We start from the raw sequence: 22,180 nt of genomic DNA, 5'->3' as shown, positions 1-22,180 counted from the left end.
CGGTGGCGGGCGCGGAACCTATCCCTTGGCGGCGGCGATGCCGGCGCGGCGACCGTAGAAGCTGCCGTCACCGAGCGACGTGCCCGACGCGTAGCCGCCAGCACACACACCCGCCGTGCAGCGGCCGGCCGCGAAGAGCCCGGGAATCGGTTCACCGGAGACGTGCAGCACCTCCGAGTCGAGCGAGGTGCGCAGGCCTCCGAGGGTGAATCCGGCGGTGCACCCCCGCAGGTCGAGTGCGGCAACCGGAAGGCCGATCGGCTTGACGAACTGCTCGCGCTTGCCGAGCACTGGGTCCTCGCCGTTCTCGGCGTGCCGGTTGTACACCTCGACGGTGGTCTGCAGGGTGCCCGCGGGCAGACCCATGTCCGACTCGAGTTCCTCGACGGTCTCCGCGGCCCACTTCGGCGGGAATCGGAAGAACGGCGTAGAACTCGTTGCCGCGCAACCCTCCTCGTATGCGGCCTCGTCGATGATGAGGTAGGCCTGGTTCTCGTTGCGCAACAGGGTTTCCTGGCCGATGCGGCCGGGGTAGGTGTCCTCGTTGACGTAGCGCTGGCCGCGGCCGTTGACGAGGATGCCGCGCACCATCAGCTGCGGGTCGCCGAAGAACGCGACCTCGGTGGCGTCCATGTGCGCCAGGTCGGCGCCCAGCGCCTGTGCCATCCGGACGGCGCGCCCGTCGTGCTCCTCGATCGCGGCGCCGGGGCGGCCGATCAGGCGCGGCGCGAACTGCTGCACCATCTCGTCGTTGTAGGCGAAGCTGCCGGTCGCGAGCACCACTCCCTTGCGGGCCCGGATCGCCAGTTCGGTGCCGTACTGCTTGGCGACGATGCCGACGACCCGTCCCGTCTCGTCGACGACGAGGCGCTGCACGCGCATGTCGTACTCGGCGACGACGCCGAGCTGCTCGGCGGTCTCGACGAGCGGCTTCATCAGCATGTAGCCGCCGCCCTTCTCGCCGGTCCGCTTGCCGGTCATCTGCGGGACGTGGCCGCGCGGGGCGGGGGTGGCGACCTCCTTGAAGGGGGAGGCGTTCTCGCCGCCGGAGTACATGAGCCCGTCGTCGAAGGGAGTCTCCCAGCCGGGCTCGCCGTAGAAGCTCTCCTTGAACGGGACACCGTTGTCGACCAGCCAGTTGTAGTGGTCGACGCTGCCGTTGCAGTAGTCGGTGATCTTCTCCTCGTCGGCGCCCGGGCCGAGCGCGGCCATCATGAACGCCTTCATGTTCTCGGGGGTGTCCTCGAAGCCGAGAGCCTTCTGCAGCGGGGTCCCGCCGCCGAGGTAGATGAATCCGCCGGCGAGGGCCGCGGCCCCGCCCCATCCGCTGGTCCGTTCGAGGACGAGGACCTCGGCGCCCGCGCGGGCCGCCTCGATCGCGGCGCAGACGCCTGCGATGCCGTAACCGGCAATCACCACGTCGGCTTCGCGATGCCAGGTCTCGACGCTCGCGGCGGGCAGGGGACGAATGGGTGTGGCCTCGGCCATGAGTGTTCAGGTCCTTCTCGTCGGGTGCCGGTGCGCGTCCCGCGCCTGTGCGTGATGCTCACCCCGATCGGGGTAAGCATCACGCACAGGCGGCGGAGCCGCATTCCTCAGTATTTCCGCTCCGGGCGTCGCCCGGGGCGGAATTGCGTTACGGGGTGGAACCGTTCTCGGCGGCCTTCGCCGCAGCACGCGCCGCCTTGGCGCGATCCGCGACGACGGCGATGCGGGAACTGTTGATCCCGCTGGCCAGCGGGTAGCCGACGTACTGGGAGAGCAGGATGACGATCTCCTCCATCTGCTCCTCGGTCAGCTCCTCGTTCTGCAGCGCCGCGTTGATCTGGACCTTCGCCAGATCGAACTGCCCCTGAGCGGCGAGCGCGCCGAGCACGAGCAGTCGGCGGTCGCGGATGGTCAGGCCGGGACGGTTCCAGATGTCGCCGAAGAGGTGCTCGACGGTCTGGGTGTAGAAGGGGCCCAGGTCGCCGGACGGCATGTCCCAGCCGTACACCTGCTTCATGGTGCCCAGCCCGCGTGCCCGGACCTCGCTGATCTCGTTCCCGTTGTTCTCGGTCATGCGTTCTCCTTGGCGAATGCGGTCGAGATCTCGCCCGGGCCGACACCGAGACCCGTTCCGAGCCCGGCGAGGGCTCGGACGGCGAGCGGCAGGTCGACGTCGAGGCGGTCACCCAGACCGAGTGCGAGCGACAGGTCCTTCTCCCCGAGGTTGCGGGTGTGCGCCAGGATCGGGAACCAGGGATCGCTCTCGTCCAACTGTGCGGTGGTGTCACGGAGCATGATCGCTCCGGCTCCACCGGTGATCGCATCGGTGTGCCGGACCACCTTGCCGAGTTTGCGGATGTCGAGGCCCGCGGCTTCGGCGAGTCGCTGCGCCTCGGTCGCCGCGGTGAACGAGATGAAGTGCAGCAGGTTGCGTGCCAGCTTCATTCGGGTTCCCGCGCCGACGTCGCCGGCGTGCACGACCAGTTCGGCGAACAGGCCGAACGGCTCCTTCACGGCCGCGAAGGCCTCGGCATCGGCGCCGACCATGACGGCGAGCTTGCCCTGCTGGGCGCCCATCGCGCCACCGCTGATCGGGGCGTCCACCAGGTGCACGTCCTTCTCGCGGCAGGTCTGTGCCAGTTCGACGGCGGTGGTGTCCGAGATCGTCGAGTGGACCGCGATCACGGTGCCGGGACGTGCGGTGGACAGGATGCCGTCCGGTCCGGCGACGACGTCGCGGACCTGGGCGTCGTCGAGGACGGTCACCGAGATCACGGTGGCCTCGGCGGCGACGGCGGCCGGCGTGGCGGCCGCCCGCGCGCCGTCGGTGACGAAAGGTTCGACGGCTTCCGGTCGGGCATCGCACACGACAAGCCCGCCGGGCCAGTCCAGCAGCCGCTTCGCCATCGGCGCGCCCATGTTGCCGAGGCCGATGTACCCGACGGTGATCGATTCGGTGTCGCTCACGACCGGTACACCTGCCCGCCGTCGACGTTGTAGATCTGGCCGCTGATCCAGCTCGCCTCGTCGGAGAGCAGGAACAGGCACAGTCCGGCCAGGTCCTCCGGGGTTCCCATGCGCTGCAACGGGATCCGCTGGACGATCTGGTCGACGATCGCCTTCGGGGTGGAGGTGCGGGTGGCCTCGGTGTCGATCGGGCCGGGTGCGATGGCGTTGATCCGGATCTTCGACCAGCCCAGCTCGGTGGCGAGCTGCTGGGTCAGGCTGTTGATGCCGGCCTTCGCCAGGCCGTAGTAGTTCGAGTAGGTCCAGGCCGCGGTGGAGGACTGGTTCACGATCGAGCCGCCCTTGGCGCGCATGTGCGGGACAACGGCGCGGCACACCTGCAGGGCGCCGTCCATGTTGACGCTCATGAACCTGCGGTAGTAGTCCCAGTCGACGGTGAGGAGCGAGTCGATCTTCATGCCGCCGTAGATCGCGGCGTTGTTGACGAGGTGGTCGATGCCGCCGAACTTCTCGATCGTGGCGTCGGCCAGCGCCTGCGCGGAGGCGCCGTCGGAGACATCGACCTGCTGGAAGAATGCGGAGCCACCGTCGGCGACGATCTGCTTGGCGACCTGCTCGCCCAGTTCGGCGTTGAGGTCGGCGACCACCACGTTCGCGCCCTCGGCCGCGAGGCGCTGGGCGTAGACCTCGCCGATGCCCTGTGCGGCGCCGGTGACGATGGCGGTGCGTCCGTCGAAGCGTCCCATCTTGGAGTCCTGCTTTCTGTCGTGACTGCTGAGTGTGTGTGCTGGTGTCAGGAGGTGGCGAGGTCGGCGACGAGCTTGGTCTCGAGGTACTCCTCGAACCCGGCCACGCCCATCTCGCGGCCGATGCCGGACTGCTTGTAGCCGCCGAACGGGGCATCGGCGGAGTACCAGATGCCGCCGTTGACGCCGAGGGTGCCGGTGCGCACTCCACGCACCACGTGGTCGATGCGCGCCGGATCGGTGCCGAACACCGTCCCGGACAGGCCGTAGGGCGAGTCGTTGGCGATGCGGATCGCGTCGTCGTCGCCGTCGTAGGGGAGGATGACCAGAACAGGGCCGAAGATCTCCTCCTGCGCGACACGCGAGGAGTTGTCCAGTCCAGCAACGAGAGTGGGCTGGACGAAGTATCCACGGTCGAGCCCGTCGGGGCGTCCGCCGCCGGTGACGATCGTGCCGCCCTCCTCGACGGCGAGCTTCAGGTAGCCCTCGACCCGCTCACGCTGCTTCGCGGAGATCAACGGGCCGCAGATGGTTCCTGGCTTGGTCGGGTCTCCGACTCCGACCCCGGCCATCCCCTTCGCCGCCGCGGCGACGGCCTCGTCGTACTTCTCCCGCGGAACCAGGAGGCGGGTGCTCAGGGCGCAGCCCTGGCCGGCGTGCACGGACACCGAGAACGCGGCCATCGAGCAGGCGGCCTTGATGTCGGTGTCGTCGAGGACGATGAACGCCGACTTTCCGCCTAGTTCGAGGAACACCTTCTTGAGGGTCTCGGACGCCGCGGCCATCACCGCGCGACCGGTGGCGGTCGAACCGGTGAATGAGATCAGGTCCACCCGCGGGTCGGTGGACAGCTGGGCGCCGAGCGCGTGATCCGTCGAGGTCACGACGTTGACGACACCAGCTGGGATGTCCGTCTCCTCCGCGATCACCTTGCCGACGAGCGCGGCGCACCACGGGGTGTCCGGCGCGGGCTTGAGTACCACGGTGTTGCCTGCGGCGAGCGCCGGGCCGAGCTTGGCGAAGTTGATCTGGTGCGGGAAGTTCCACGGGGTGATCGCGCCGACCACGCCGACAGCCTCCTTGAGGAGACGCCGGTTGGTGGGGATGCCCATAGGGGTGGCCTTGCCGAGATCCTGATCCCAGGCGTAGCCCTCGACGAGATCGGCCCAGTAGCGCAGGTCCTCGATCGGGCCGGCGAGCTGGGGGCCGTTGGTGAGCATCGAGGGGGCCCCGACCTCCGCGATCGTGACCTCACGCAGCTCCTCGAGGTGCGACTGCAACGCGTCGCACAGTTGCCGCAGGCAGCGGGCGCGGAAGGCGTGGTCGCGGGACCAGTCGGTGGTGTCGAAGGCGCGGCGCGCGGCGTCGATCGCCGCGTCCATGTCGGCGGCGGTGGCCTCGGCGGCCTGCCCGATCACCTCCTCGGTGGCGGGGTTGACGACATCGAAGGTGCCGCCGGAGCCGGGAACGAGCTTGCCGTCGATCAGGAGCGTCGACGTGTTGTCGACGAGGAGCGCCGAGGTGTCGGCAGATCGAAGCGTCATTGCGCAAAACCTTCCTTTCTGGACAGGTGTCTGGACTATAGTTCGAACAAATGTCACACGCAATGGTTTTCGGGCAGAGGCGAATTGAGAACGCCTCTCGACAAAGCTGGAACGTCATGTCTACTGTGGGCACCGCCTCGACGCCCCGGGACGACGAATCCGGGCTGTGGGTCGAGATGTCTCGTCGTTTCCCTGTTCGACCGATCGAAGGGAGTTGGAACATGTATGGAGTGGCCGGCGATCGAGCGGGGTTGTGGTCCGCGGGGAGTGCGCGGTAGGCCCGGCGGGGTCCTGCTGAGCAGCAGTGATGGCACGCGAGACGATCCGGGGTTCGGCCCGGAAAGATGGCTACGGGGGTGAACCTGTAGTAATGTCTGGACACGTGTCTAGTAGAGTGTCGAGCAGCAACTTCGAATCCACCCGCCGGCGTCTGACCCCCAAGCAGGCCGAGACCGTCGACCGCCTCTGTGCGGCAGCGGTCGAGGTGCTCAGGGAAGAGGACTTCGCCGGACTGACCGTGCGCACCGTCGCGGCGCGGGCAGGTGTCGGGCCGGCGACGGCCTACACGTACTTCTCGTCGAAGGAACATCTCGTCGCGGAGGTCTTCTGGCGCAGGCTGTCGCAGCTGCCCAGGCCCGAGTCCGACGGGCTCGCCGAGACCGCGCGGGTGGTCGGCGTGCTGCGGGACATCGCACTGATGCTGGCCGACGAGCCCGGACTCTCGGCCGCCGTCACCAACGCACTTCTCGGTAACGATCCCGACGTCGAGCATCTGCGGCTCCGGATCGGCATCGAGATCCGCGAACGCCTCGTGAGTGCGCTGGAGGTCGGTCACGACCCGGACGTGCTCGAAACACTCGAACTTCTCTACGCCGGAGCGCTGCTCCGAGCAGGTATGGGCTACGGATCATACGAAAACCTGGCCGACCAGCTGGAGCGTTCCGCCACAATCATTCTGGAGTGATCACATGCCCGATCCGACGTCAGCGGCCGGCACCGAGACCAACGGTGCGGCCCTGATCGATCCCCTCGTGTTCAACCCTTACGACTACGACTTCCACGAGGACCCGTACCCGACCTATCGGCGGCTCCGCGAGGAGGCGCCGCTGTACCACAATCCGGACATCGGGTTCTGGGCGCTGTCGCGGCACTCCGACGTCCAGGAAGCGTTCAAGGACAACACGCGGCTGTCGAGCGCGAACGGCGTTTCGCTCGATCCGGCGGCCTACGGTCCGCACGCGCACCTGGTGATGTCTTTCCTCGCGATGGACGATCCGCGCCATATGCGGTTGCGCCAGTTGGTTTCCCGCGGCTTCACCCCGCGTCGTGTCACCGCCCTCGGCGGCCGGATCCACGAGCTGTCGGTGCAGTACCTCGAGCCGGCACTGGCGTCGGGAGAATTCGACTGGATCTCCGAGGTCGCCGGCAAGCTGCCGATGGACGTCATCTCCGAACTGATGGGTGTTCCGCAGCCCGACCGTGCCGAACTGCGTCGGCTCGCCGACCTGGTCGTGCACCGCGAGGACGGGGTGCTCGACGTGCCCCAGGCGTCCGTCGAGTCGTCGATCACCCTGATGACCTACTACAAGGAGATGATCGAGCAGCGCCGGAAGTCGCGGACGGACGACCTGACGTCCGCCCTGCTCGACGCCGAGATCGACGGCGACAAGCTCTCCGACCAGGAAATCCTCGGATTCATGTTCCTCATGGTGGTCGCGGGGAACGAGACCACCACCAAGCTTCTCGGCAACGCCCTGTACTGGGGTGGCCACAATCCCGGTCAGGTCGCGCAGGTCCTCGACGATCCGGAGCGCGTGTCGGAGTGGGTCGAGGAGACCCTCCGCTACGACACCTCCAGTCAGATCGTCGCCCGGACCACCGCCGTCGACATCGAGTACCACGGGGTGACGGTGCCTGCCGGGGAGAAGATGCTCCTGCTGATCGGCTCGGCGAACCGCGACGACGACATGTTCGAGGACGCGGACGAGTACCGGATCGGGCGGGACTCCACCAACAAGCTCGCGAGTTTCGGTGGCGGGGTGCACTTCTGCCTCGGCGCCCACCTCGCGCGGCTCGAGGCCAACATCGCGCTCAAGGAATTCGCAAGCCGGGTGCGTGAATACGAGGTCGACGAGACCGGATTCGAACGAGTTCATTCGACCAACGTGCGGGGCTTCGCGGCCCTGCCAGTGAAGGTACAGGTGCGCTGATGCCCCGTTTCGACCCCCAGCCGACCCGCCGCCCGGCGCTGATCAGTGGCGCCTCGTCCGGAATCGGCGAGGCCTCCGCCTACGCGCTCGCCGAGCTGGGTCATCCCGTGGCGCTCGGCGCCCGACGCGTCGAGCAGATCGAGGCGACAGCCGAGAAGATCCGCGCCAACGGTGGAGAGGCGTTCGCCCACTTCCTCGACGTCACCGACGGCGAGTCGGTGGACGCGTTCGTCACCGCGGCCGAGGCCGCGATCGGTCCGACCGAGATCGTGGTCTCCGGCGCCGGCGACCTCGAGTTCGGGATGGCGGACGAGATGGACCCCGTCCGGTTCGCGAAGCAGATCGACGTGCACCTCGTCGGTGCGCAGCGGCTCGCGCACCGCGTCCTGCCCGGGATGCGGGAGCGCAGGCGAGGCGACTTCGTGCTGATCGGCTCCGACTGCGCCGACCGGCAGCGGCCCGGCATGGGTGCCTACGACGCCGCGAAGGCCGGCCTCGAGGCGATGGGCCGGCAGATGCGAATGGAGCTCGAGGGCACCGGTATTCGTGCCTCCATCGTCCGCCCCGGCCCCACCTTCACCGGGATGGGGATGAACTCGACCCCGGAGATCCTCGCGCCGGTCGCGGAACTGTGGTCCAAGTGGGGATTCGCCCGCCACGGCTACATGCTCCGCGCGTCCGACATGGCGAACGCGATCGTCGCCGTCGTGTCCGCGCCCCGCGGGGCGCATCTCGTGCTCGTCGAGGTCCAGCCCGAAGCGCCGCTGGCGCCCCTTCCGATGACGTTCGACCCCCAAGGACGGTAATCACCATGACACTTCCCAAGCCGCCCCGGGTGTCCGGTGGCGAACACGAGCACGGTCACCTCGAGGATCTGCGCACCGATCCGATCGCGCTGATGCGGCGGGTCCGCGAGGAGTGCGGCGACGTCGGAGTGTTCCGGCTCGTCGACCGCGATGTGGTCATGCTCTCCGGTGCGGAGGCCAACGAGTTCTTCTTCCGCGCGGACGACGAGGACCTGGACCAGCAGGCGGCCTACCCGTTCATGAAGCCGATCTTCGGCGAGGGCGTCGTCTTCGACGCCAGCCCGGAGCGCCGCAAGGAGATGCTGCACAACTCGGCGCTGCGCGGCGAGCAGATGAAGGGCCACGCCACCACGATCGGTATCGAGGTCGAGGACATGGTCGCCCGGTGGGGCGACGAAGGTGAGATCGACCTGCTCGAGTTCTTCGCCGAGCTGACCATCTACACCTCGTCGGCCTGCCTGATCGGCAAGAAGTTCCGCGACGAGCTCGACGACCGCTTCGCGAAGCTCTACCACGAGCTGGAGCAGGGCACCGACGCGCTGGCGTTCGTGGACCCGTACGCGCCGATCGAGAGCTTCCGCCGTCGCGACGAGGCGAGGGTCGCGCTGGTGGAGCTCGTGCAGGAGATCATGAACGGCCGCATCGCGAATCCTCCCCAGGGCAAGGAGGACCGGGACATGCTCGACGTCCTGGTCTCCATCCCGGGCGAGGACGGCAACCTGCGGTTCACCGCGGACGAGATCACCGGCATCTTCATCTCGATGATGTTCGCCGGTCACCACACGACGTCCGGCACCGCGGCCTGGTCGCTGATCGAGTTGCTGCGCCATCCCGACACGATGAAGCAGGTGACCACCGAGCTCGACGAGCTGTACTCGGACGGTGCGGACATCAGCTTCCATGCGCTGCGGCAGATTCCGGTGCTGGAAGCGGTGATCAAGGAGACGCTGCGACTGCATCCGCCGCTCATCCTGCTGCTTCGTGTGGCGCGCGGCGACTTCGAGGTCGGCGGCTTCGCGATCGACGAGGGCGACCTGGTCGCCGCGACGCCCGCGATCTCCAACCGCATTCCCGAGGACTTCCCGAGCCCCGACTCCTTCGACCCGGGCCGGTACATCGACCCGAACCAGGAGGACATCGTCAACCGGTGGACGTGGATCCCGTTCGGGGCCGGCCGCCACCGCTGCGTCGGGGCCGCGTTCGCGCAGATGCAGCTGAAGGCGATCTTCTCGATTCTGTTGCGTGACTACGAGTTCGAGATGGCGCAGCCGGCGGACAGCTACCGCAACGACCACAGCAAGATGGTCGTGCAGCTGCAGCAGCCCTGCAAGGTGCGGTACCGCAAGCGCACCGCGCGCGCCGCAGCGGTCGGCGCCGGAACCGCGGCGGCCGCGGGTTGCCCGGTCGCGCACGGCGCGAGCGAGGCCTGATCATGCGCATCGAGGCGGATCTGGACCTGTGCCAGGGTCACGCCGCGTGCGAGATGGAGGCGCCCGACGTGTTCTCGGTCCCCAAGCGGGGCAAGGTGGAGATCCTGGACGCGAACCCGCCCGAGTCGCTGCGCTCCGACGTCGAGGCCGCCGTGCGGTACTGCCCGACGCAGGCGCTGCGCATCGTCGAGGACTGAACCGACACCGAATGCAGTACAGCCCAAAGACTTTGGAGGAGCAGGAATCATGACCGGATTCGACCGCGCCGAGCTGGACGAGATGGTGCAGCGCTGGATCGACGAGAACAAGAAGGCCGAGGCGGCCGGCGACTGGAAGCCGCTCGCCGACATGTACACAGAGGACGCCACCTACGGCTGGAACTACGGCCCCAAGCAGGACTTCATGGCCGTCGGCCGCGAGGAGATCCGCGAGATCGCACTCGGCCTGGAGATGGAGGGCCTCGAAGGCTGGGAGTACCCGTACCAGGAGTTCGTCGTCGACGAGCGCAGCGGCAACGTCATCGGCCTCTGGAAGCAGGTCTCGGATGCCAAGCGTGAGGACGGCACCAACTACCAGGTCTACGGCATCGGTGGCAGCTGGTTCCGCTACGGCGGCAACTTCCAGTGGTCGTGGCAGCGTGACTTCTTCGACTTCGGCAACGTGTCGGCACTGTTCATCGACATGATCCAGGCGAACGCGCTGTCTCCGGGCATGCAGGCCCGGATCCAGCGTTCCGTGTCCGGCAAGGACCTGCCCGGCTGGTACAAGGCCGGAACGGCCCCGGTGCCGCTGTGGTGAGCACGCAAGCGCACCCCTCACATTCCTTCGCGGCGCTCTCGAGGGCGGATCTCGCCGTCCTCGTCCCGGAACTGTTGCTGTGCGGGCAGCTCATCGACCGCTCCGGGATGGCACACCTGATCGTCGAGTTCGGCCGTGAGGGAATGGCGGCCGTCGCGATCGAGGAGTGGCAGGCGTCGAGCCCCTGGTACACGAAGCGCATGCAGAAGGCGCTGCGGTACGAGGGCGACGACGTGGTGACCATCTTCAAGGGCCTGCAGCTCGACATCGGAGCGCCGCCGCAGTTCATGGACTTCCGGTACCGCGTCGACGACCCGCAGCACGGCGAGTTCTGGCTCGACCACTGTGGTGCGTTGATGGACGTCGAGCCGCTCGGCGACGAGTACGTGACGGCGATGTGCCACGACATCGAGGACCCGACGTTCGACGCGACAGCCCTCGCGACGAACCCGTACGCCCAGGTGCGGCCCATCCACCGGCCGCCGCGCCGGCCCGCAGACCGCAACCCGCACTGTGCATGGACCGTGATCATCGACGAGTCCCACGTGCCTCCGGTGATGGAGTCGCACACCGAGCAGATCGGCCGCACGGCCGCGAACTCGGTGGAGCTCAGTCCGATCGACCCGGCAGGCGAGGGGAACCGCGACTACTCCGGTCCGCTGCTCTCCGACGTCCGGTTCGGTGACTTCTCGCAGTCGGCGCTGGTCCGGATCGCGGAAGAGGTGTGCCTGCAACAGCACCTGCTGGCACTCGGCTTCCTCATCGCCGTCCGCAAGCGTGCCGACGAGGACAAGGCCCTGGAGATCACCCGCAAGCAGCTCACCGGCATCGCCGGCGTGACCGCGCAGCGGATCCGGGACGCACTCGGCCTGCCCGACGACCTGGAAGGGCTCGCGACGGTGCTCTCGCTGCATCCGCTGCTGGCTCCGAAGCAGTACGTGGACAGCGAGATCCGCTTCCGGGACGGGGAGCTGCACATCTGGCTCGGCCGCGGCGGTCTCGCCGACGTGGACGGTGCCTGGCCGACGCTGGTCGACGGCGACCACCTCGAGGCGGCGCAGGCCCTGGTCCGCGGCGTGAACCCGCACTTCACGGTGCGAGTGGTGAGCGAGGAGCCCGCCGGGTTGCTGCTCGCCGTGGACACCGCCGACGAGCCGGCCCGCGAGTGCGTCGAGGTGGCGATCACCAAGGTCAGCACCGGCGCTGCCTTCAAGTTCGAGGACCGGGGCATTCCCCTTCCGCTGTACGTAATCTGACGCTCTCGCATTCGGTGTCGATTCGACGCTCGCGCCGGTGCGGCCGAACTCCAGATCGAGGACATACGACCAATGGCCTACACGTTTGCTGATCTGTTCGAACACTCCGTCGATGCGATGCCCGACCGTCTCGCCATGATCGTCTCCGGCGAGGAGGTGACCTACCGCGAGCTCGACGAGCGGGCCAACCGGCTCGCCCACCACTTCGCGGACTCCGGTTTCGGAGCGGGCGACCATATCGGCATCCACATGCACAACTCGATCGAGACGATGGTCGCGATCATCGCCGCGTTCAAGCTCCGCGCTGTTCCGTTGACCGTCAACTTCCGCTACACCAGCGACGAGCTGCACTACCTGTACGACAACGCCGACCTCGTCGCCGTCGTGTACCACCGGGGATTCGCCGACATCATCGGGGAGGTGCTGCCGGGCACACCGAAGATCCGGCACCTGATCTCGGTCCCCGACGAACTGGCGACCGGGGACGAGGCGGTACTTCCGGGTTCCGTCGCGTACGAGGACGCCCTCGCGGCGGGCAATCCGGAGCGCGGATTCGAGGAGCGCAGCGCGGACGACCACTACATCTTCTACACCGGTGGCACCACAGGTCGCCCGAAGGGCGTGGTGTGGCGGCACGAGGACATCTGGCGTGTGCTCGCCGGCGGCTACGACTTCTACACCGGTGAGCCCATCGCCGACGAGTACCAGCAGTCCCGCAACGGCGTCGCCGCCGGGCAGCCCATGCGGTGGATGATGCTGCCGCCTCTGATCCACACCTCCGCGATGATGCCGACCTTCAACGCGTTCTTCTCCGGCAACACCGTCGTCATGTTGCCGAAGTTCGAGGCCGCCAGGGTCTGGGAGCTCGTCGCGGAGTACAAGCCCCAGGTCATGGTGATCACCGGTGACGCCATGGGCAGACCGCTCGTCGACGCGTTCCACCAGCAGTCCGGTGACACCTCGAGCCTCGCGATCCTGGCGTCCGGTGCGGCCCTCTTCTCCGGTGCCGTCAAGGACTCGTTCTTCGAGGTGATGCCGAACCTGATGATCTCCGACTCCGTCGGCTCGTCCGAAACCGGTTTCGGTGGAATCGGATTCGCGACCAAGGGCCTGGAACAGCACGGTGGACCGAAGGTCGGGGCCAACAAGTTCACCGTCGTCGTCGACGACGACAACCGCATCCTCCCTCCGGGATCGGGTGGCGAGGGCTGGCTCACCAAGCTCGGGAACGTGCCCGTCTGCTACTACAACGACCCGGTGAAGTCCGCCGAGATCTTCCGGGAGGTGGACGGCGGCCGCGCTGTCGTCACCGGCGACCGCGCCCGGATCGAGGACGACGGGTCGATCACGCTGCTCGGGCGCGGCAACATGGTGATCAACACCGGCGGCGAGAAGGTGTTCGCCGAAGAGGTGGAAGCCGTTGTCAAGGCGCACCCGGACGTCTACGACGCCATCGTGATCGGTGTCGAGGACGACCGGTGGGGCAGTCGAGTGTCGACGGTGCTCCGGCTCCGGGACGGCGTCGACGCCGACTTCGAGTCCATCGAGAAGCACACTCGCAGCCAGCTCGCGGGCTACAAGATCCCCCGCGCGTTCTGGATCACCTCGGACGTGGCACGCACACCCAGTGGCAAGCCGGACTACGGCTGGGCCAAGAACCACGCGGCCACGACCGCCGCCGACCACCGCATCGACTGACCACCGCGCGCGGCGCGGCGCAACGACACGCCGCGCGCGGCGCGGACCCACGAGGAGTCAACTGCAATGTCCGACAACATCGAACTCGACCTTCCCGAGGGATTCGACTTCACCGATCCGCAGCTGTACGGCGAGCGGATGCCGTTCGAGGAGTACGCGAAGCTGCGCCGGTGCGCGCCGGTGTGGTGGAACGCCAAGGAACCGGGCGTCGACGGCTTCCAGGACGACGGCTACTGGGTCGTCTCCCGGCACAAGGACATCCGAGACGTCTCGCTGCGATCCGAGGTCTTCTCGAGCAACGTCAACGGATCCATTCCGCGGCACGAGTCCTCGATCACCCCCGAGGAGATCGAGGTCACCAAGTACGTCCTGATCAACAAGGACGCACCGGAGCACACGCAGCTGCGCAAGCTCGTCTCGCGGCTGTTCACCCCTCGTGCGGTCGGTGCGATGCGGGACGAGCTCGAGGAGCAGGCCAACGAGATCACGGCGGCCGCGGCGGCGAACGGTGCCGGTGAGTTCGTCCACCAGGTCGCGAGCGAGCTCCCGATGCAGGCGATCTGCGAGCTGCTGGGTGTGCCGGCCGAACAGCGCGACCAGCTGTTCGAGTGGTCGAACCAGATGACCGGATACGACGACGAAACCCTCGCCGGTGCGTCGCGGATGGCGTCAGCGCAGATCCTCGGCTACGCCTACGAGCTCGCGGAGCTGCGTCGCAACGAACCGCTCGACGACATCATCTCCCAGCTCGTGCACGCCGATGTCGACGGCGAGCTGCTCACGCCCGAGCAGTTCGGCTTCTTCGTCATCATGCTCGCGGTCGCCGGTAACGAGACGACCCGCAACGCAACGACTCTCGGGTTGATGACCTTTCTCGAGCATCCCGAACAGTGGGAGCTCTTCAAGCGCGAGCGCCCCAAGACGGCCGCGGACGAGATCATTCGCTATGCCTCGCCGGTGATCGCCATGCAGCGAACGGCGCTCGAGGACACGGAGATCTCCGGCACCCCGATCAAGGAGGGGGATCGCGTGGTGATGCTCTACGGGTCCGCGAACTTCGACGAGGAGGTCTTCGAGAACCCGAAGACCTTCGACATCCTGCGGGATCCCAACCCGCACCTGGCATTCGGCGGAACCGGACCCCACTACTGCATCGGTGCGAACCTGGCCCGCATGGAGATCGACCTGATCTTCAATGCGATCGCAGACCACATGCCCGACATTACCGCGATCGGAGATCCGCGCCGACTCCAGTCCGGTTGGATCAACGGCATCAAGGAATGGCAGGTGGACTACGGGTGCCCCGCGACGGCTCGGTCGGCGGCGACCGGCACCGACCAGTGCCCGGTGGCGCACTGACCGTTCAGGGGTGGTGACCGAACACCACCTTGGGTGCCTGTCGGCGTGGTTCTGATCGGCGGAGTCTTGAAGTCACCAAAGCAAGACCCACTACCGATCAAGGGAGAGAAACCATGTCGAACACCATCAAGCGAGTTCTGGCCACCGCGGCGATCGCCGCCTTCGCAGTTGCCGGCGGCGCCGGTATCGCTTCTGCCGACGCCAACGGCGGCAGCGCCAACGGCGGCAATGCCACGACGGGTCAGGGCGGTGCCGGTGGTGCCGCGACTGGTGGCGCCAACGGCGGCGTCGTGATCGGCGGTGTGAACATCGGTGACGGGAACGGCGGGACGAACGTCGGGAACGCGCAGGGTGGTGCCGGTGGCAACAGTGGTGACGCCAATGCGAACGGTGGCACGGGTGGTGCGGGTGGCACCGACAGTTCGAACAGCAACAACAACAGTGGCAACACCACCACCACGACCACCACCAACGAGGTCGAGGACTGCCCCTTCTACTGGCCCTTCTGCTGAGACCCGGCCGAAGCGTCCGACACCCGGGCCGGCGCTCCCAGCCGGAGCGCCGGCCCGCCCCACGACTCCGTTCACCACAACCGAAAGGTCCACGACATGTACGCCACCTCCGCAGTCCGCGCAGCCGCCGTCGGCATCGCCGTCACCGCCACCCTCATGACCGGAGGCGTCGCCCTCGCCGCGATCACACCCACACCTGGCACCGTCGCCGACCCCGGTGTCACCGCCCCACAGCAGAACGGGCCCGGAGGGGTCGTCCTCGGAGGTGCCAACGTCGGACCACTCGGCGTCCCCGGTCTGACCGCCGGACCCGACGGCGTGCGACTCGGCGGCATCGACTTCGGCGGCCTCGGCGCCGGAACCGGCCTGTAATTTCGCGGCTCGCCGCGGCGATACACAGATTGCCCGTCACGCTTCGAACGGGAGGCGACATGTCGAACACGAAGGGCGAGCACGCCCGCCGCGCCACCGTCGTCGCGGACGACGGCGTCCCGATCGCCGTCCACGAGTACGGTCCGGCCGACGCCGAGGTCACCGCGGTGTTCCTGCACGGACACTGCATGCGATCGCAGGCGTGGAGCCTGCTCCGGGAAGTGCTGGCGTCGTCGTGGCGAGGCCGTGTACGGATGGTGTTCTACGACCACCGCGGCCACGGTGATTCCGGGCACGCGTCGAGTGACACGTACACGATCGACCAGCTCGGACGGGATCTCGGCGCCGTCATCGCCACGGTGGCGCCGACCGGACCACTACTTCTCGTCGGGCATTCTATGGGAGGCATGGCCGCACTGACCTACGTGCGGCAACAACCCGAGGAGGTCCGGTCCCGTCTCGTCGGAATCGCGTTGATCTCCACCGCCGCAGGAGGATTGGCCGACGCCGGGCTCGGCAGGCTGTTGCGCAGCCCGGTCGTCGGCGCGGTCCACGTCGCCGTCCGGCGCGCACCGCGGGTCGCCGCCGGATCGAAACGGGTCACCTGCTTCGTCAGTGGTGCCGCTATGCGCGTGGCACGCAACCGTGGCCGCTCGGTGGATCCCCGCATCGTGGTGGTCGCGGCAGCGATGGCGGCCGAGACCTCGGTGGTGACGATGGCAGGCTTCCTCGCCTCCCTCGCCGACTTCGACGAGGCGGAGGCGACGACCGTACTCGCCGGGATCCCCGCTGTCGTCGTCTGCGGAACCGCGGACCTGCTCACCCCGGTCGCACACTCCGAGTCCCTCGCCGCGCGGCTCCCCGGAGCGCAGCTCGTCCGTATCGCGGGCGCGGGTCACTCGATCATCATGGACCGCACGAGCGAGGTGGCCGCCGCCCTCGACGGCCTCGTCCACCGTGTCGCGACCATCGGTCTCGCCTCCGCCGGCTGACCTCAGAGGTCGTGGCCTGTGACCACCCCGAGTTGCAGTGCCCGTTCCGCGAGGGCGACTCGCTTGCGGTTCTGCGGCAGGTCCTCGACCCCGAACTTGCCGAACAATGTCCGCAGGTGCGTCTTGACCGTGTCCACCGTCAGGAACAGTTCGTCCGCGATCTGCTGATTCGACGCCGGGTTCGCGAACGAGGAACCGTGCTTGAACGGCCTGCACAGCGCGATCAGCACCGACCGCTGGGTCTGGGTCACCGATCGGACGTCCGGAACCGTGCCTGCGACCATCGTCGCGTCGTCCTCGGCCGCGCCGAACTCCTGGAAGATCAGCACCGTCCCTCCGACGCGGACACTGTCACCGGGGCGAAGCCTCCTGCGCCCGGTGATGCGATCGCCGTTGAGGTACGTCCCGTTGCGAGACAGCCCGTCGTCGAGGAGGGTCCAGTGTCCGCCCACGAACTCGATCACGGCGTGGATCCGCGAGACCTCCTCGTCGTCTGGCAGCGACACATCGGACTCACCGGACCGCCCGACGGTGAGGCGTGGACGATCCGGGTCGAGGTCCCATCGCTCCGCACCGCGCCCGTCAGGGGCGGCCAGCCTGACATACGCGAGGGCTTCCGCGGTCACGGGTTCATCGTCCCCCGCGCACGGCGTGCATGCCAGTCCGCGCAGTCGCCCGGCGTGCCGGTTCCGGCGCACACGTGTGCGCCGGAACCGGCGGTCGCCGGCCGGGCGTACGGTCAGGCGCCCGGGCCGAAGAGCGGTCCTCCGCCGAACGCACCGCGATGGGACACCGGCTGTCCACCGTCGATGTCGGTGACGCCGTACTCCAGGGCCGTCTCTGCGGTGACGAGGGTGTGGCCACTGCGTTCGCCGACATTCGGGTCGTTCGCCAGCGCGACGATCACCCGGCCCACGAACTCCGGCGATTCGGCGTCGGCCAGCGAGAATCCCTCGAAGTCCGTCATCCCGCTCGCGACCATCCGCTCGTTCCGGATCAGCCCGAGCCAGAAACTCAGGGCCGTCACGCCCGTGCCCTTCAGTTCGACCGCCATGTCGGCGGCCATCTTGTCCAGACCGGCCTTCGACATGCCGTACAGCACCGAGTGCAGGTGTCCACGGGTGCCGAACGACGAGATGTTGCCGATCAGACCCGATCCCCGCGGCACCATCAGCTTCGCCGCCTCGACACTCGCGACGTAGTGCGCGCGCAGTCCCAGGCCGATCAGGTTGTCCCAGTCGTCGATCGGACGTTCCCAGAACGGCTGGGCGAACCCCGCGTAGCCGTCCGCGGGTCCCGCCCACGCATTGTTCACCAGCAGGTCCAGCCGTCCGCCCTGCTCGTCCGCGATCCGTGCGAACAGCGCTTCGACCTGCCTGTCGTCCGTGTGGTCGCACTGCACGGCGACGCCCGAGCCGCCGCGGTCGGTGACCTCCGCCGCCGTCCGGTCCAGCTTGCCGCCGGTGCCGACCTCGCCTCGCGCGGTCACGTAGACGGTCCACCCGTCGGAGCCGAGAGCCTGCGCGATACCCCTGCCGACGCTGCGGCTCGCGCCCGTCACCAGTGCGACGCGCCGATCCCCGCTAGTTCCCCCGCCGCCCGGCTGATCGTCGGTCACTGCGTGACCTCCGATCTGATGGTCGGTCACTGCGTGACCTCGGCGAACTCGCCCGGGGTCACCGTCGTGCCCTCCGGCAGCGGGCGCACCATCGCCCACGTCTCGGTGAAGCGGCACTTCGACATCTTCCAGCGGCCGTCCTCGACGACGTACTCGTCGTCGTACTCGCCGGTCATCAGCTTCTCGGTGTTGTCGATCAGGTTGATCTGGCGGAACCGCAGCGTCCACCGTCCCGTCGCGGTGTCCGTGCCGGTCAGGGTGATCTCGGGATGCACGCCGTGGTGCATGTCGAAGATCACGTGCCTGCCGTCGACCTGGTGGAGCGCGACCCGCGTGAAGATCTCCGCCATCGGAGCCGCGTCGTCGAACGCGCCGAGCCGTCCGTAGTCGATGCGGGCGCCCTCGCGAACGAAGCTGTCCCGGAACGCCTTCGGGTCCTTCGCATCGCATGCTCGCCAGTAGCCGTGCTTCAGTGCCTTGATCGCCTCGACCTGTTCGAGCCGCTCGAGGCGGCGCGCGAGGTCGGAGTCCATGATGTCCGTCACGCACTCGACCCTAGAGCGTCCGCACGCCCTCCGGGGCAGGTTCTCCCAGTGGGCGGGCGAACCCGCTTCGTACGGTTCGGCCACGCGACCGCCGCGCAGGAACTAGTGTCCGGGTACTTCTTTCACGCACGCGGTCACGGGGGGCGCCGCGCGGCGGTCCGCCGATCCTCCCCGGATGTCCAGGAGTCCTCATGGCCCGTCGAGTCTCGTATCGGAGTGCCGTACTCCGTCTCGCCGCTGTCGCAGTCGCGCTCGGGGCCGCCGTCGCGGTAGCCCCGGCCGCCGCGACCGCGCAGTCGTCGTTTCCGTCGTCCGGTCGAGGATGCGCGACCGCGGCGTCGGGCACCTGCGTCGAGTCACCGATCGAGGTGGCGGGCGCGGAACGTGATGCCGTCTGGTACCTCCCGGACGGCCCGGTGAGTGCGCTCATGCTGCTCGAGCACGGCTTCAGCCGGAGCTGCGCCAATCTGGACGGCACCGCGCGGGCGATCGCCGGCCAGGGCCTGATGGTGGTCTGCCTCGACGAGGACATGACGGCGGGCAACCCGGCGCTCGCCGACGATCTCGCGGACGCGCTCGCCCGGCGAACGGTCGTCCCGCCGAACGGTCTGCCGCTGCCGCAGCGATACGTCGTCGGTGGCCATTCCGCGGGTGGGCACTTCGCGGCACTGGTCGGCGCGGGTCTCGTGGAACGCGGCTATCCGGACCTGGCCGGTGCGGTGCTGTTCGACCCGGTCGCGGCCGAGGGATTCTCGGCGGCCGTGCGGTCCGTGTCTGCGGGAGGCACTCGGCCGGTGCTCTCGATCGCCGCGAGCCCGAGCGTCGTGAACCTCTTCGACAACTCGTTCGGTGCACTCGCGTCCCTCGGGTCGGGGTTCGTCGGGGTGCAGTTGCTCGGCGGCAGCTGCCACGTCGACGTCGAGGGCGAGGACACCGACCTGATCGGAATCGTGGGCGCGGCGTGCGCCCCGGACCCTGTGAACACGGCTCGGCTGCGTGAACTCGGAGGTGTCTGGGCCCGCGACCTGGCAGCGGGAACGCGCACGGAGACGCACTGGTGCGCGGACACCGGAGGGGTGTCGGTGTGTGGTGACGCGGTCGCGACGATGCTCCTGGGCGCGCGGCCGGCCGCCGCGCTGATCCCCGTGCGCTGAGCGAGGCCGCCGTCAGCCGCGTTCGGCCGCGTCGGGGAGGGCCTCGCCGAACGCGCATTCGGCGAGCTCGGCGAGCGCGGGCTCGTCCTCGACGTGGTCCGGCGCTCGCATCGCGAGCAGGACGTTGAGCAGCATTCCGTTCGCGATGAACTGCCGCGCCACCTCGGGTGCGCACCCGGTGCGGGTGCGGATCAGGGTGTAGATCTGCGCCATCGCGGACCGCGCCTGCGCACCGATCTCCGGGGTCCCGCCCGCGGTGAATCCGTGCATCAGGACCAGCAGCATGTCGCCGTCGGCGATCAGGTCGCCGTACGCCGCGCCGAGCCGTGACCAGTAGTCCTCGCTGCCGGCGACGGGGGCGTCCGGATCGGCCTCGATCCGGTCCAGTTCGGTGTCGAAGGCCTCGACGATCCGGCCGAGGGCGCGGGCGAACACCTCCCGGAAGAGTTCGGCCTTGGTACCGAACATGCGCACCACGTAGGGCTGTGACACGCCCGCCTCCTTCGCGACGGCATCGGTACTGGTGCCGCTCCATCCGCCACGGGCGAATGCGGTGGTCGCGGCGGCGAGGACCAGCTCGCGTCGGTCGGCGGCGTTCATTCGCGTGGCCGGGCGGGTGGTCTTCGTCGCGGGCATGTTGACAGGTTATCACTCGATGCCTTAGCGTCGGACGAGTTAAGTAATCATTCGATGCTTACAAGTCTCGAGTCCACTGGTAACTCCACTTCGGGAGCCGTGATGACCGTTTCCACAGACCAACTCGCCTCGCTCGCGCCGGAAGCCGCACGGCGTCGCCCCGTCCCGCTCTGGCTCGCGATGGTGGCGGCGTCGCTGCCTATGTTCATGGCGACCCTCGACAACCTGGTGATGACCAGTGCGTTGCCCGTGATCCAGGTCGATCTCGGGGCCTCGGTCGAGCAGCTGCAGTGGTTCCTCAACGCCTACACCCTCGCGTTCGCGACGCTGATGCTCGCCGCGGCCGGACTCGGCGACCGGATCGGCAGGCGCCGTGTGTTCCTCTGGGGCATAGGGGTGTTCGCGCTCGCCTCGATCGCCTCGGCGCTCTCCACCTCGGCGGAGATGCTCATCGCCGCGCGTGCCGTCCAGGGTGTCGGTGCCGCAGCGATCATGCCCCTGTCGCTCACGCTGCTCGCCGCCGCGGTGCCCGAGGCGAAACGGGCGCTCGCCATCGGCGTCTGGGGCGGCGTCGCGGGACTCGGTGTCGCCCTCGGGCCGGTGATCGGCGGTGCGGTCGTCGACGGCTTCTCCTGGCAGGCGATCTTCTGGATCAACGTGCCCGTCGCCGTGATCGCGGTTCCGCTCGCGCTCCAAGCTCTCGGTGAGTCGCACGGCCGACGTGGCCCCCTCGACCTGACCGGTGTGGTTCTCGCGGGTGTCGGCGTGTTCCTGGGAGTGTGGGCGATCGTCCGGGGCAACGACGACGGTTGGACGTCCGCCACGGTGCTCGGATCGCTGGCGGTGTCGGTGATCGCGTTGGTGGCGTTCGTGATTCGCGAACTGCGCACCGAGCATCCGTTGATGCCGATGCGCATGTTCCGCTCGCGCAACTTCTCCGCCGCCAACGTCATCGGCCTCGCCTTCACCCTCGGCATGATGGGCTCGGTGTTCCTGCTGTCGCAGTACCTGCAGATCGTGATGGGGTACAGCCCGTTCCAGGCCGGCCTGCGAACCCTGCCGTGGACCGCAGCGCCGATGATCGTCGCGCCGATCGCGGGAATCCTCGCGCCGCGGGTGGGTCTCCGGGCGCTGCTCGTCACCGGACTGTCGCTCCAGGCGGCGTCACTGGTGTGGATGTCCTTCGTTTTCGAGGCGGGTACCGGTTATCCCGCGATGGTGCCCGCACTGGCGATGGCCGGCATCGGCATGGGCATGACGTTCGCCCCGAGCACCACCGCCGTGCTCGCGGACATGCCGGAACAGGACCATGCCACAGCCAGTTCCGTGAACTCGACGATCCGTGAGGTCGGCGTCGCGCTCGGTGTCGCCATCCTCACCGCGGTGTTCCTCGCGAATGGTGGAACCCTCACCCCGACCGGCTACGCCGACGCCCTGCAGCCGGCACTGCTGGTGGGTGCGGCGTCGGTCCTCGTCGCGCTCGTCGCCGCGTTCTGGATCCCGGGACGATCACGCGCCTGACGAAAACCGGATGCGGTCTTCCTCGTCG

23 protein-coding genes are annotated in these 22,180 nt (G+C 68.3%); 14 read left to right on the top strand and 9 right to left on the bottom strand.

The genetic code is table 11. The features are described from left to right. Nucleotides 1-18 precede the first annotated feature (18 nt). The 5 genes from ACFSJG_RS18595 to ACFSJG_RS18575 all read right to left on the bottom strand — a co-directional run bounded on the left by ACFSJG_RS18595 (nucleotide 19) and on the right by ACFSJG_RS18575 (nucleotide 5,245). Complete coding sequence (locus ACFSJG_RS18595; protein WP_378486709.1) at nucleotides 19-1,488, bottom strand: FAD-dependent oxidoreductase; 1,470 nt, start codon at nucleotides 1,486-1,488, stop codon at nucleotides 19-21. A 148-nt stretch (nucleotides 1,489-1,636) separates the two neighbouring features. Next, the gene (locus tag ACFSJG_RS18590; protein ID WP_378486708.1) at nucleotides 1,637-2,062 is read right to left on the bottom strand and encodes a carboxymuconolactone decarboxylase family protein; all 426 of its coding nucleotides are present in this window, start codon (nucleotides 2,060-2,062) and stop codon (nucleotides 1,637-1,639) included. Then, nucleotides 2,059-2,955 (bottom strand): NAD(P)-dependent oxidoreductase, encoded by an 897-nt coding sequence (locus ACFSJG_RS18585; protein ID WP_378486707.1) that lies wholly within the window; start codon nucleotides 2,953-2,955, stop codon nucleotides 2,059-2,061. The genes ACFSJG_RS18590 and ACFSJG_RS18585 overlap by 4 nt, the downstream gene beginning before the upstream one ends. Beyond that, nucleotides 2,952-3,701: an SDR family oxidoreductase gene (locus ACFSJG_RS18580; RefSeq protein ID WP_378486706.1), complete on the bottom strand. Its 750-nt coding sequence runs from the start codon at nucleotides 3,699-3,701 to the stop codon at nucleotides 2,952-2,954. Before ACFSJG_RS18580 ends, ACFSJG_RS18585 begins: the two co-directional genes overlap by 4 nt. 47 nt (nucleotides 3,702-3,748) lie before the next feature. Beyond that, on the bottom strand, nucleotides 3,749-5,245 hold the full coding sequence (locus tag ACFSJG_RS18575; protein ID WP_378486705.1) for an aldehyde dehydrogenase: 1,497 nt from the start codon (nucleotides 5,243-5,245) through the stop codon (nucleotides 3,749-3,751). 370 nt (nucleotides 5,246-5,615) lie between these two features. Here ACFSJG_RS18575 and ACFSJG_RS18570 point away from each other — a divergent pair, with 370 nt between their 5' ends. From ACFSJG_RS18570 to ACFSJG_RS18515, 12 genes are all read left to right on the top strand, one after another. Further along, a complete protein-coding gene (locus tag ACFSJG_RS18570; protein ID WP_378486704.1) occupies nucleotides 5,616-6,209 on the top strand; it encodes a TetR/AcrR family transcriptional regulator in 594 nt (197 codons plus the stop codon). Nucleotides 6,210-6,213: 4 nt separating this feature from the next. Further along, nucleotides 6,214-7,455, top strand: a complete 1,242-nt coding sequence (locus tag ACFSJG_RS18565; RefSeq protein ID WP_378486703.1) for a cytochrome P450 — start codon at nucleotides 6,214-6,216, stop codon at nucleotides 7,453-7,455. Further along, the gene (locus tag ACFSJG_RS18560) at nucleotides 7,455-8,261 is read left to right on the top strand and encodes an SDR family oxidoreductase (RefSeq protein ID WP_378486702.1); all 807 of its coding nucleotides are present in this window, start codon (nucleotides 7,455-7,457) and stop codon (nucleotides 8,259-8,261) included. The genes ACFSJG_RS18565 and ACFSJG_RS18560 overlap by 1 nt, the downstream gene beginning before the upstream one ends. A gap of 5 nt (nucleotides 8,262-8,266) precedes the next feature. Further along, on the top strand, nucleotides 8,267-9,691 hold the full coding sequence (locus tag ACFSJG_RS18555) for a cytochrome P450 (protein WP_378486701.1): 1,425 nt from the start codon (nucleotides 8,267-8,269) through the stop codon (nucleotides 9,689-9,691). 2 nt (nucleotides 9,692-9,693) lie between these two features. Then, nucleotides 9,694-9,888, top strand: a complete 195-nt coding sequence (locus ACFSJG_RS18550) for a ferredoxin (protein ID WP_378486700.1) — start codon at nucleotides 9,694-9,696, stop codon at nucleotides 9,886-9,888. Between the two features lie 49 nt (nucleotides 9,889-9,937). Next, nucleotides 9,938-10,489 (top strand): Cif family virulence factor, encoded by a 552-nt coding sequence (locus tag ACFSJG_RS18545; RefSeq protein ID WP_378486699.1) that lies wholly within the window; start codon nucleotides 9,938-9,940, stop codon nucleotides 10,487-10,489. Further along, on the top strand, nucleotides 10,483-11,745 hold the full coding sequence (locus tag ACFSJG_RS18540; protein ID WP_378486698.1) for a hypothetical protein: 1,263 nt from the start codon (nucleotides 10,483-10,485) through the stop codon (nucleotides 11,743-11,745). Before ACFSJG_RS18545 ends, ACFSJG_RS18540 begins: the two co-directional genes overlap by 7 nt. 72 nt (nucleotides 11,746-11,817) lie before the next feature. After that, nucleotides 11,818-13,443, top strand: coding sequence for an acyl-CoA synthetase (locus tag ACFSJG_RS18535; protein WP_378486697.1), 1,626 nt, complete (start codon nucleotides 11,818-11,820; stop codon nucleotides 13,441-13,443). Nucleotides 13,444-13,509: 66 nt separating this feature from the next. After that, nucleotides 13,510-14,802 (top strand): cytochrome P450, encoded by a 1,293-nt coding sequence (locus tag ACFSJG_RS18530; RefSeq protein WP_378486696.1) that lies wholly within the window; start codon nucleotides 13,510-13,512, stop codon nucleotides 14,800-14,802. A 113-nt stretch (nucleotides 14,803-14,915) separates the two neighbouring features. Continuing rightward, a complete protein-coding gene (locus ACFSJG_RS18525; protein WP_378486695.1) occupies nucleotides 14,916-15,314 on the top strand; it encodes a hypothetical protein in 399 nt (132 codons plus the stop codon). A 96-nt stretch (nucleotides 15,315-15,410) separates the two neighbouring features. Next, entirely contained in the window at nucleotides 15,411-15,686 is a 276-nt protein-coding gene (locus tag ACFSJG_RS18520) for a hypothetical protein (protein WP_378486694.1), read from the top strand. A 59-nt stretch (nucleotides 15,687-15,745) separates the two neighbouring features. Beyond that, nucleotides 15,746-16,678 (top strand): alpha/beta fold hydrolase, encoded by a 933-nt coding sequence (locus tag ACFSJG_RS18515; RefSeq protein ID WP_378486693.1) that lies wholly within the window; start codon nucleotides 15,746-15,748, stop codon nucleotides 16,676-16,678. A gap of 2 nt (nucleotides 16,679-16,680) precedes the next feature. Here ACFSJG_RS18515 and ACFSJG_RS18510 read toward each other — a convergent pair whose 3' ends face one another. The 3 genes from ACFSJG_RS18510 to ACFSJG_RS18500 all read right to left on the bottom strand — a co-directional run bounded on the left by ACFSJG_RS18510 (nucleotide 16,681) and on the right by ACFSJG_RS18500 (nucleotide 18,829). Then, entirely contained in the window at nucleotides 16,681-17,304 is a 624-nt protein-coding gene (locus ACFSJG_RS18510) for an FHA domain-containing protein (protein ID WP_378486692.1), read from the bottom strand. Nucleotides 17,305-17,417: 113 nt separating this feature from the next. After that, nucleotides 17,418-18,296: an SDR family NAD(P)-dependent oxidoreductase gene (locus ACFSJG_RS18505; protein ID WP_378486691.1), complete on the bottom strand. Its 879-nt coding sequence runs from the start codon at nucleotides 18,294-18,296 to the stop codon at nucleotides 17,418-17,420. A 26-nt stretch (nucleotides 18,297-18,322) separates the two neighbouring features. After that, nucleotides 18,323-18,829, bottom strand: a complete 507-nt coding sequence (locus tag ACFSJG_RS18500; protein ID WP_378486871.1) for a nuclear transport factor 2 family protein — start codon at nucleotides 18,827-18,829, stop codon at nucleotides 18,323-18,325. 203 nt (nucleotides 18,830-19,032) lie between these two features. Between ACFSJG_RS18500 and ACFSJG_RS18495 the strand changes: the two genes are divergently transcribed. Then, nucleotides 19,033-19,995, top strand: coding sequence for an alpha/beta hydrolase (locus ACFSJG_RS18495; RefSeq protein ID WP_378486690.1), 963 nt, complete (start codon nucleotides 19,033-19,035; stop codon nucleotides 19,993-19,995). A gap of 12 nt (nucleotides 19,996-20,007) precedes the next feature. On the opposite strand, the gene ACFSJG_RS18490 is transcribed toward ACFSJG_RS18495, so the two are convergent. Continuing rightward, complete coding sequence (locus tag ACFSJG_RS18490; protein ID WP_378486689.1) at nucleotides 20,008-20,631, bottom strand: TetR/AcrR family transcriptional regulator; 624 nt, start codon at nucleotides 20,629-20,631, stop codon at nucleotides 20,008-20,010. A gap of 102 nt (nucleotides 20,632-20,733) precedes the next feature. Between ACFSJG_RS18490 and ACFSJG_RS18485 the strand changes: the two genes are divergently transcribed. Further along, on the top strand, nucleotides 20,734-22,152 hold the full coding sequence (locus ACFSJG_RS18485) for a DHA2 family efflux MFS transporter permease subunit (RefSeq protein ID WP_378486688.1): 1,419 nt from the start codon (nucleotides 20,734-20,736) through the stop codon (nucleotides 22,150-22,152). Nucleotides 22,153-22,180 lie beyond the last annotated feature (28 nt).

This window comes from Rhodococcus gannanensis (genome assembly GCF_042681175.1).
GTDB lineage: Bacteria > Actinomycetota > Actinomycetes > Mycobacteriales > Mycobacteriaceae > Rhodococcus_G > Rhodococcus_G gannanensis.
This window is presented reverse-complemented; position numbering and strand designations above follow the sequence as displayed.

Bases quoted from the DNA above. Each gene is read 5' to 3' on its own strand.
- ACFSJG_RS18580 (WP_378486706.1), bottom strand. From the start codon at position 3,701: ATGGGACGCTTCGACGGACGCACCGCCATCGTCACCGGCGCCGCACAG.
- ACFSJG_RS18535 (WP_378486697.1), top strand. From the start codon at position 11,818: ATGGCCTACACGTTTGCTGATCTGTTCGAACACTCCGTCGATGCGATG.
- ACFSJG_RS18575 (WP_378486705.1), bottom strand. From the start codon at position 5,245: ATGACGCTTCGATCTGCCGACACCTCGGCGCTCCTCGTCGACAACACG.
- ACFSJG_RS18520 (WP_378486694.1), top strand. From the start codon at position 15,411: ATGTACGCCACCTCCGCAGTCCGCGCAGCCGCCGTCGGCATCGCCGTC.
- ACFSJG_RS18570 (WP_378486704.1), top strand. From the start codon at position 5,616: ATGTCTGGACACGTGTCTAGTAGAGTGTCGAGCAGCAACTTCGAATCC.
- ACFSJG_RS18485 (WP_378486688.1), top strand. From the start codon at position 20,734: ATGACCGTTTCCACAGACCAACTCGCCTCGCTCGCGCCGGAAGCCGCA.
- ACFSJG_RS18560 (WP_378486702.1), top strand. From the start codon at position 7,455: ATGCCCCGTTTCGACCCCCAGCCGACCCGCCGCCCGGCGCTGATCAGT.
- ACFSJG_RS18530 (WP_378486696.1), top strand. From the start codon at position 13,510: ATGTCCGACAACATCGAACTCGACCTTCCCGAGGGATTCGACTTCACC.
- ACFSJG_RS18550 (WP_378486700.1), top strand. From the start codon at position 9,694: ATGCGCATCGAGGCGGATCTGGACCTGTGCCAGGGTCACGCCGCGTGC.
- ACFSJG_RS18545 (WP_378486699.1), top strand. From the start codon at position 9,938: ATGACCGGATTCGACCGCGCCGAGCTGGACGAGATGGTGCAGCGCTGG.
- ACFSJG_RS18565 (WP_378486703.1), top strand. From the start codon at position 6,214: ATGCCCGATCCGACGTCAGCGGCCGGCACCGAGACCAACGGTGCGGCC.
- ACFSJG_RS18515 (WP_378486693.1), top strand. From the start codon at position 15,746: ATGTCGAACACGAAGGGCGAGCACGCCCGCCGCGCCACCGTCGTCGCG.
- ACFSJG_RS18495 (WP_378486690.1), top strand. From the start codon at position 19,033: ATGGCCCGTCGAGTCTCGTATCGGAGTGCCGTACTCCGTCTCGCCGCT.
- ACFSJG_RS18525 (WP_378486695.1), top strand. From the start codon at position 14,916: ATGTCGAACACCATCAAGCGAGTTCTGGCCACCGCGGCGATCGCCGCC.
- ACFSJG_RS18555 (WP_378486701.1), top strand. From the start codon at position 8,267: ATGACACTTCCCAAGCCGCCCCGGGTGTCCGGTGGCGAACACGAGCAC.
- ACFSJG_RS18490 (WP_378486689.1), bottom strand. From the start codon at position 20,631: ATGCCCGCGACGAAGACCACCCGCCCGGCCACGCGAATGAACGCCGCC.
- ACFSJG_RS18500 (WP_378486871.1), bottom strand. From the start codon at position 18,829: ATGGACTCCGACCTCGCGCGCCGCCTCGAGCGGCTCGAACAGGTCGAG.
- ACFSJG_RS18595 (WP_378486709.1), bottom strand. From the start codon at position 1,488: ATGGCCGAGGCCACACCCATTCGTCCCCTGCCCGCCGCGAGCGTCGAG.
- ACFSJG_RS18590 (WP_378486708.1), bottom strand. From the start codon at position 2,062: ATGACCGAGAACAACGGGAACGAGATCAGCGAGGTCCGGGCACGCGGG.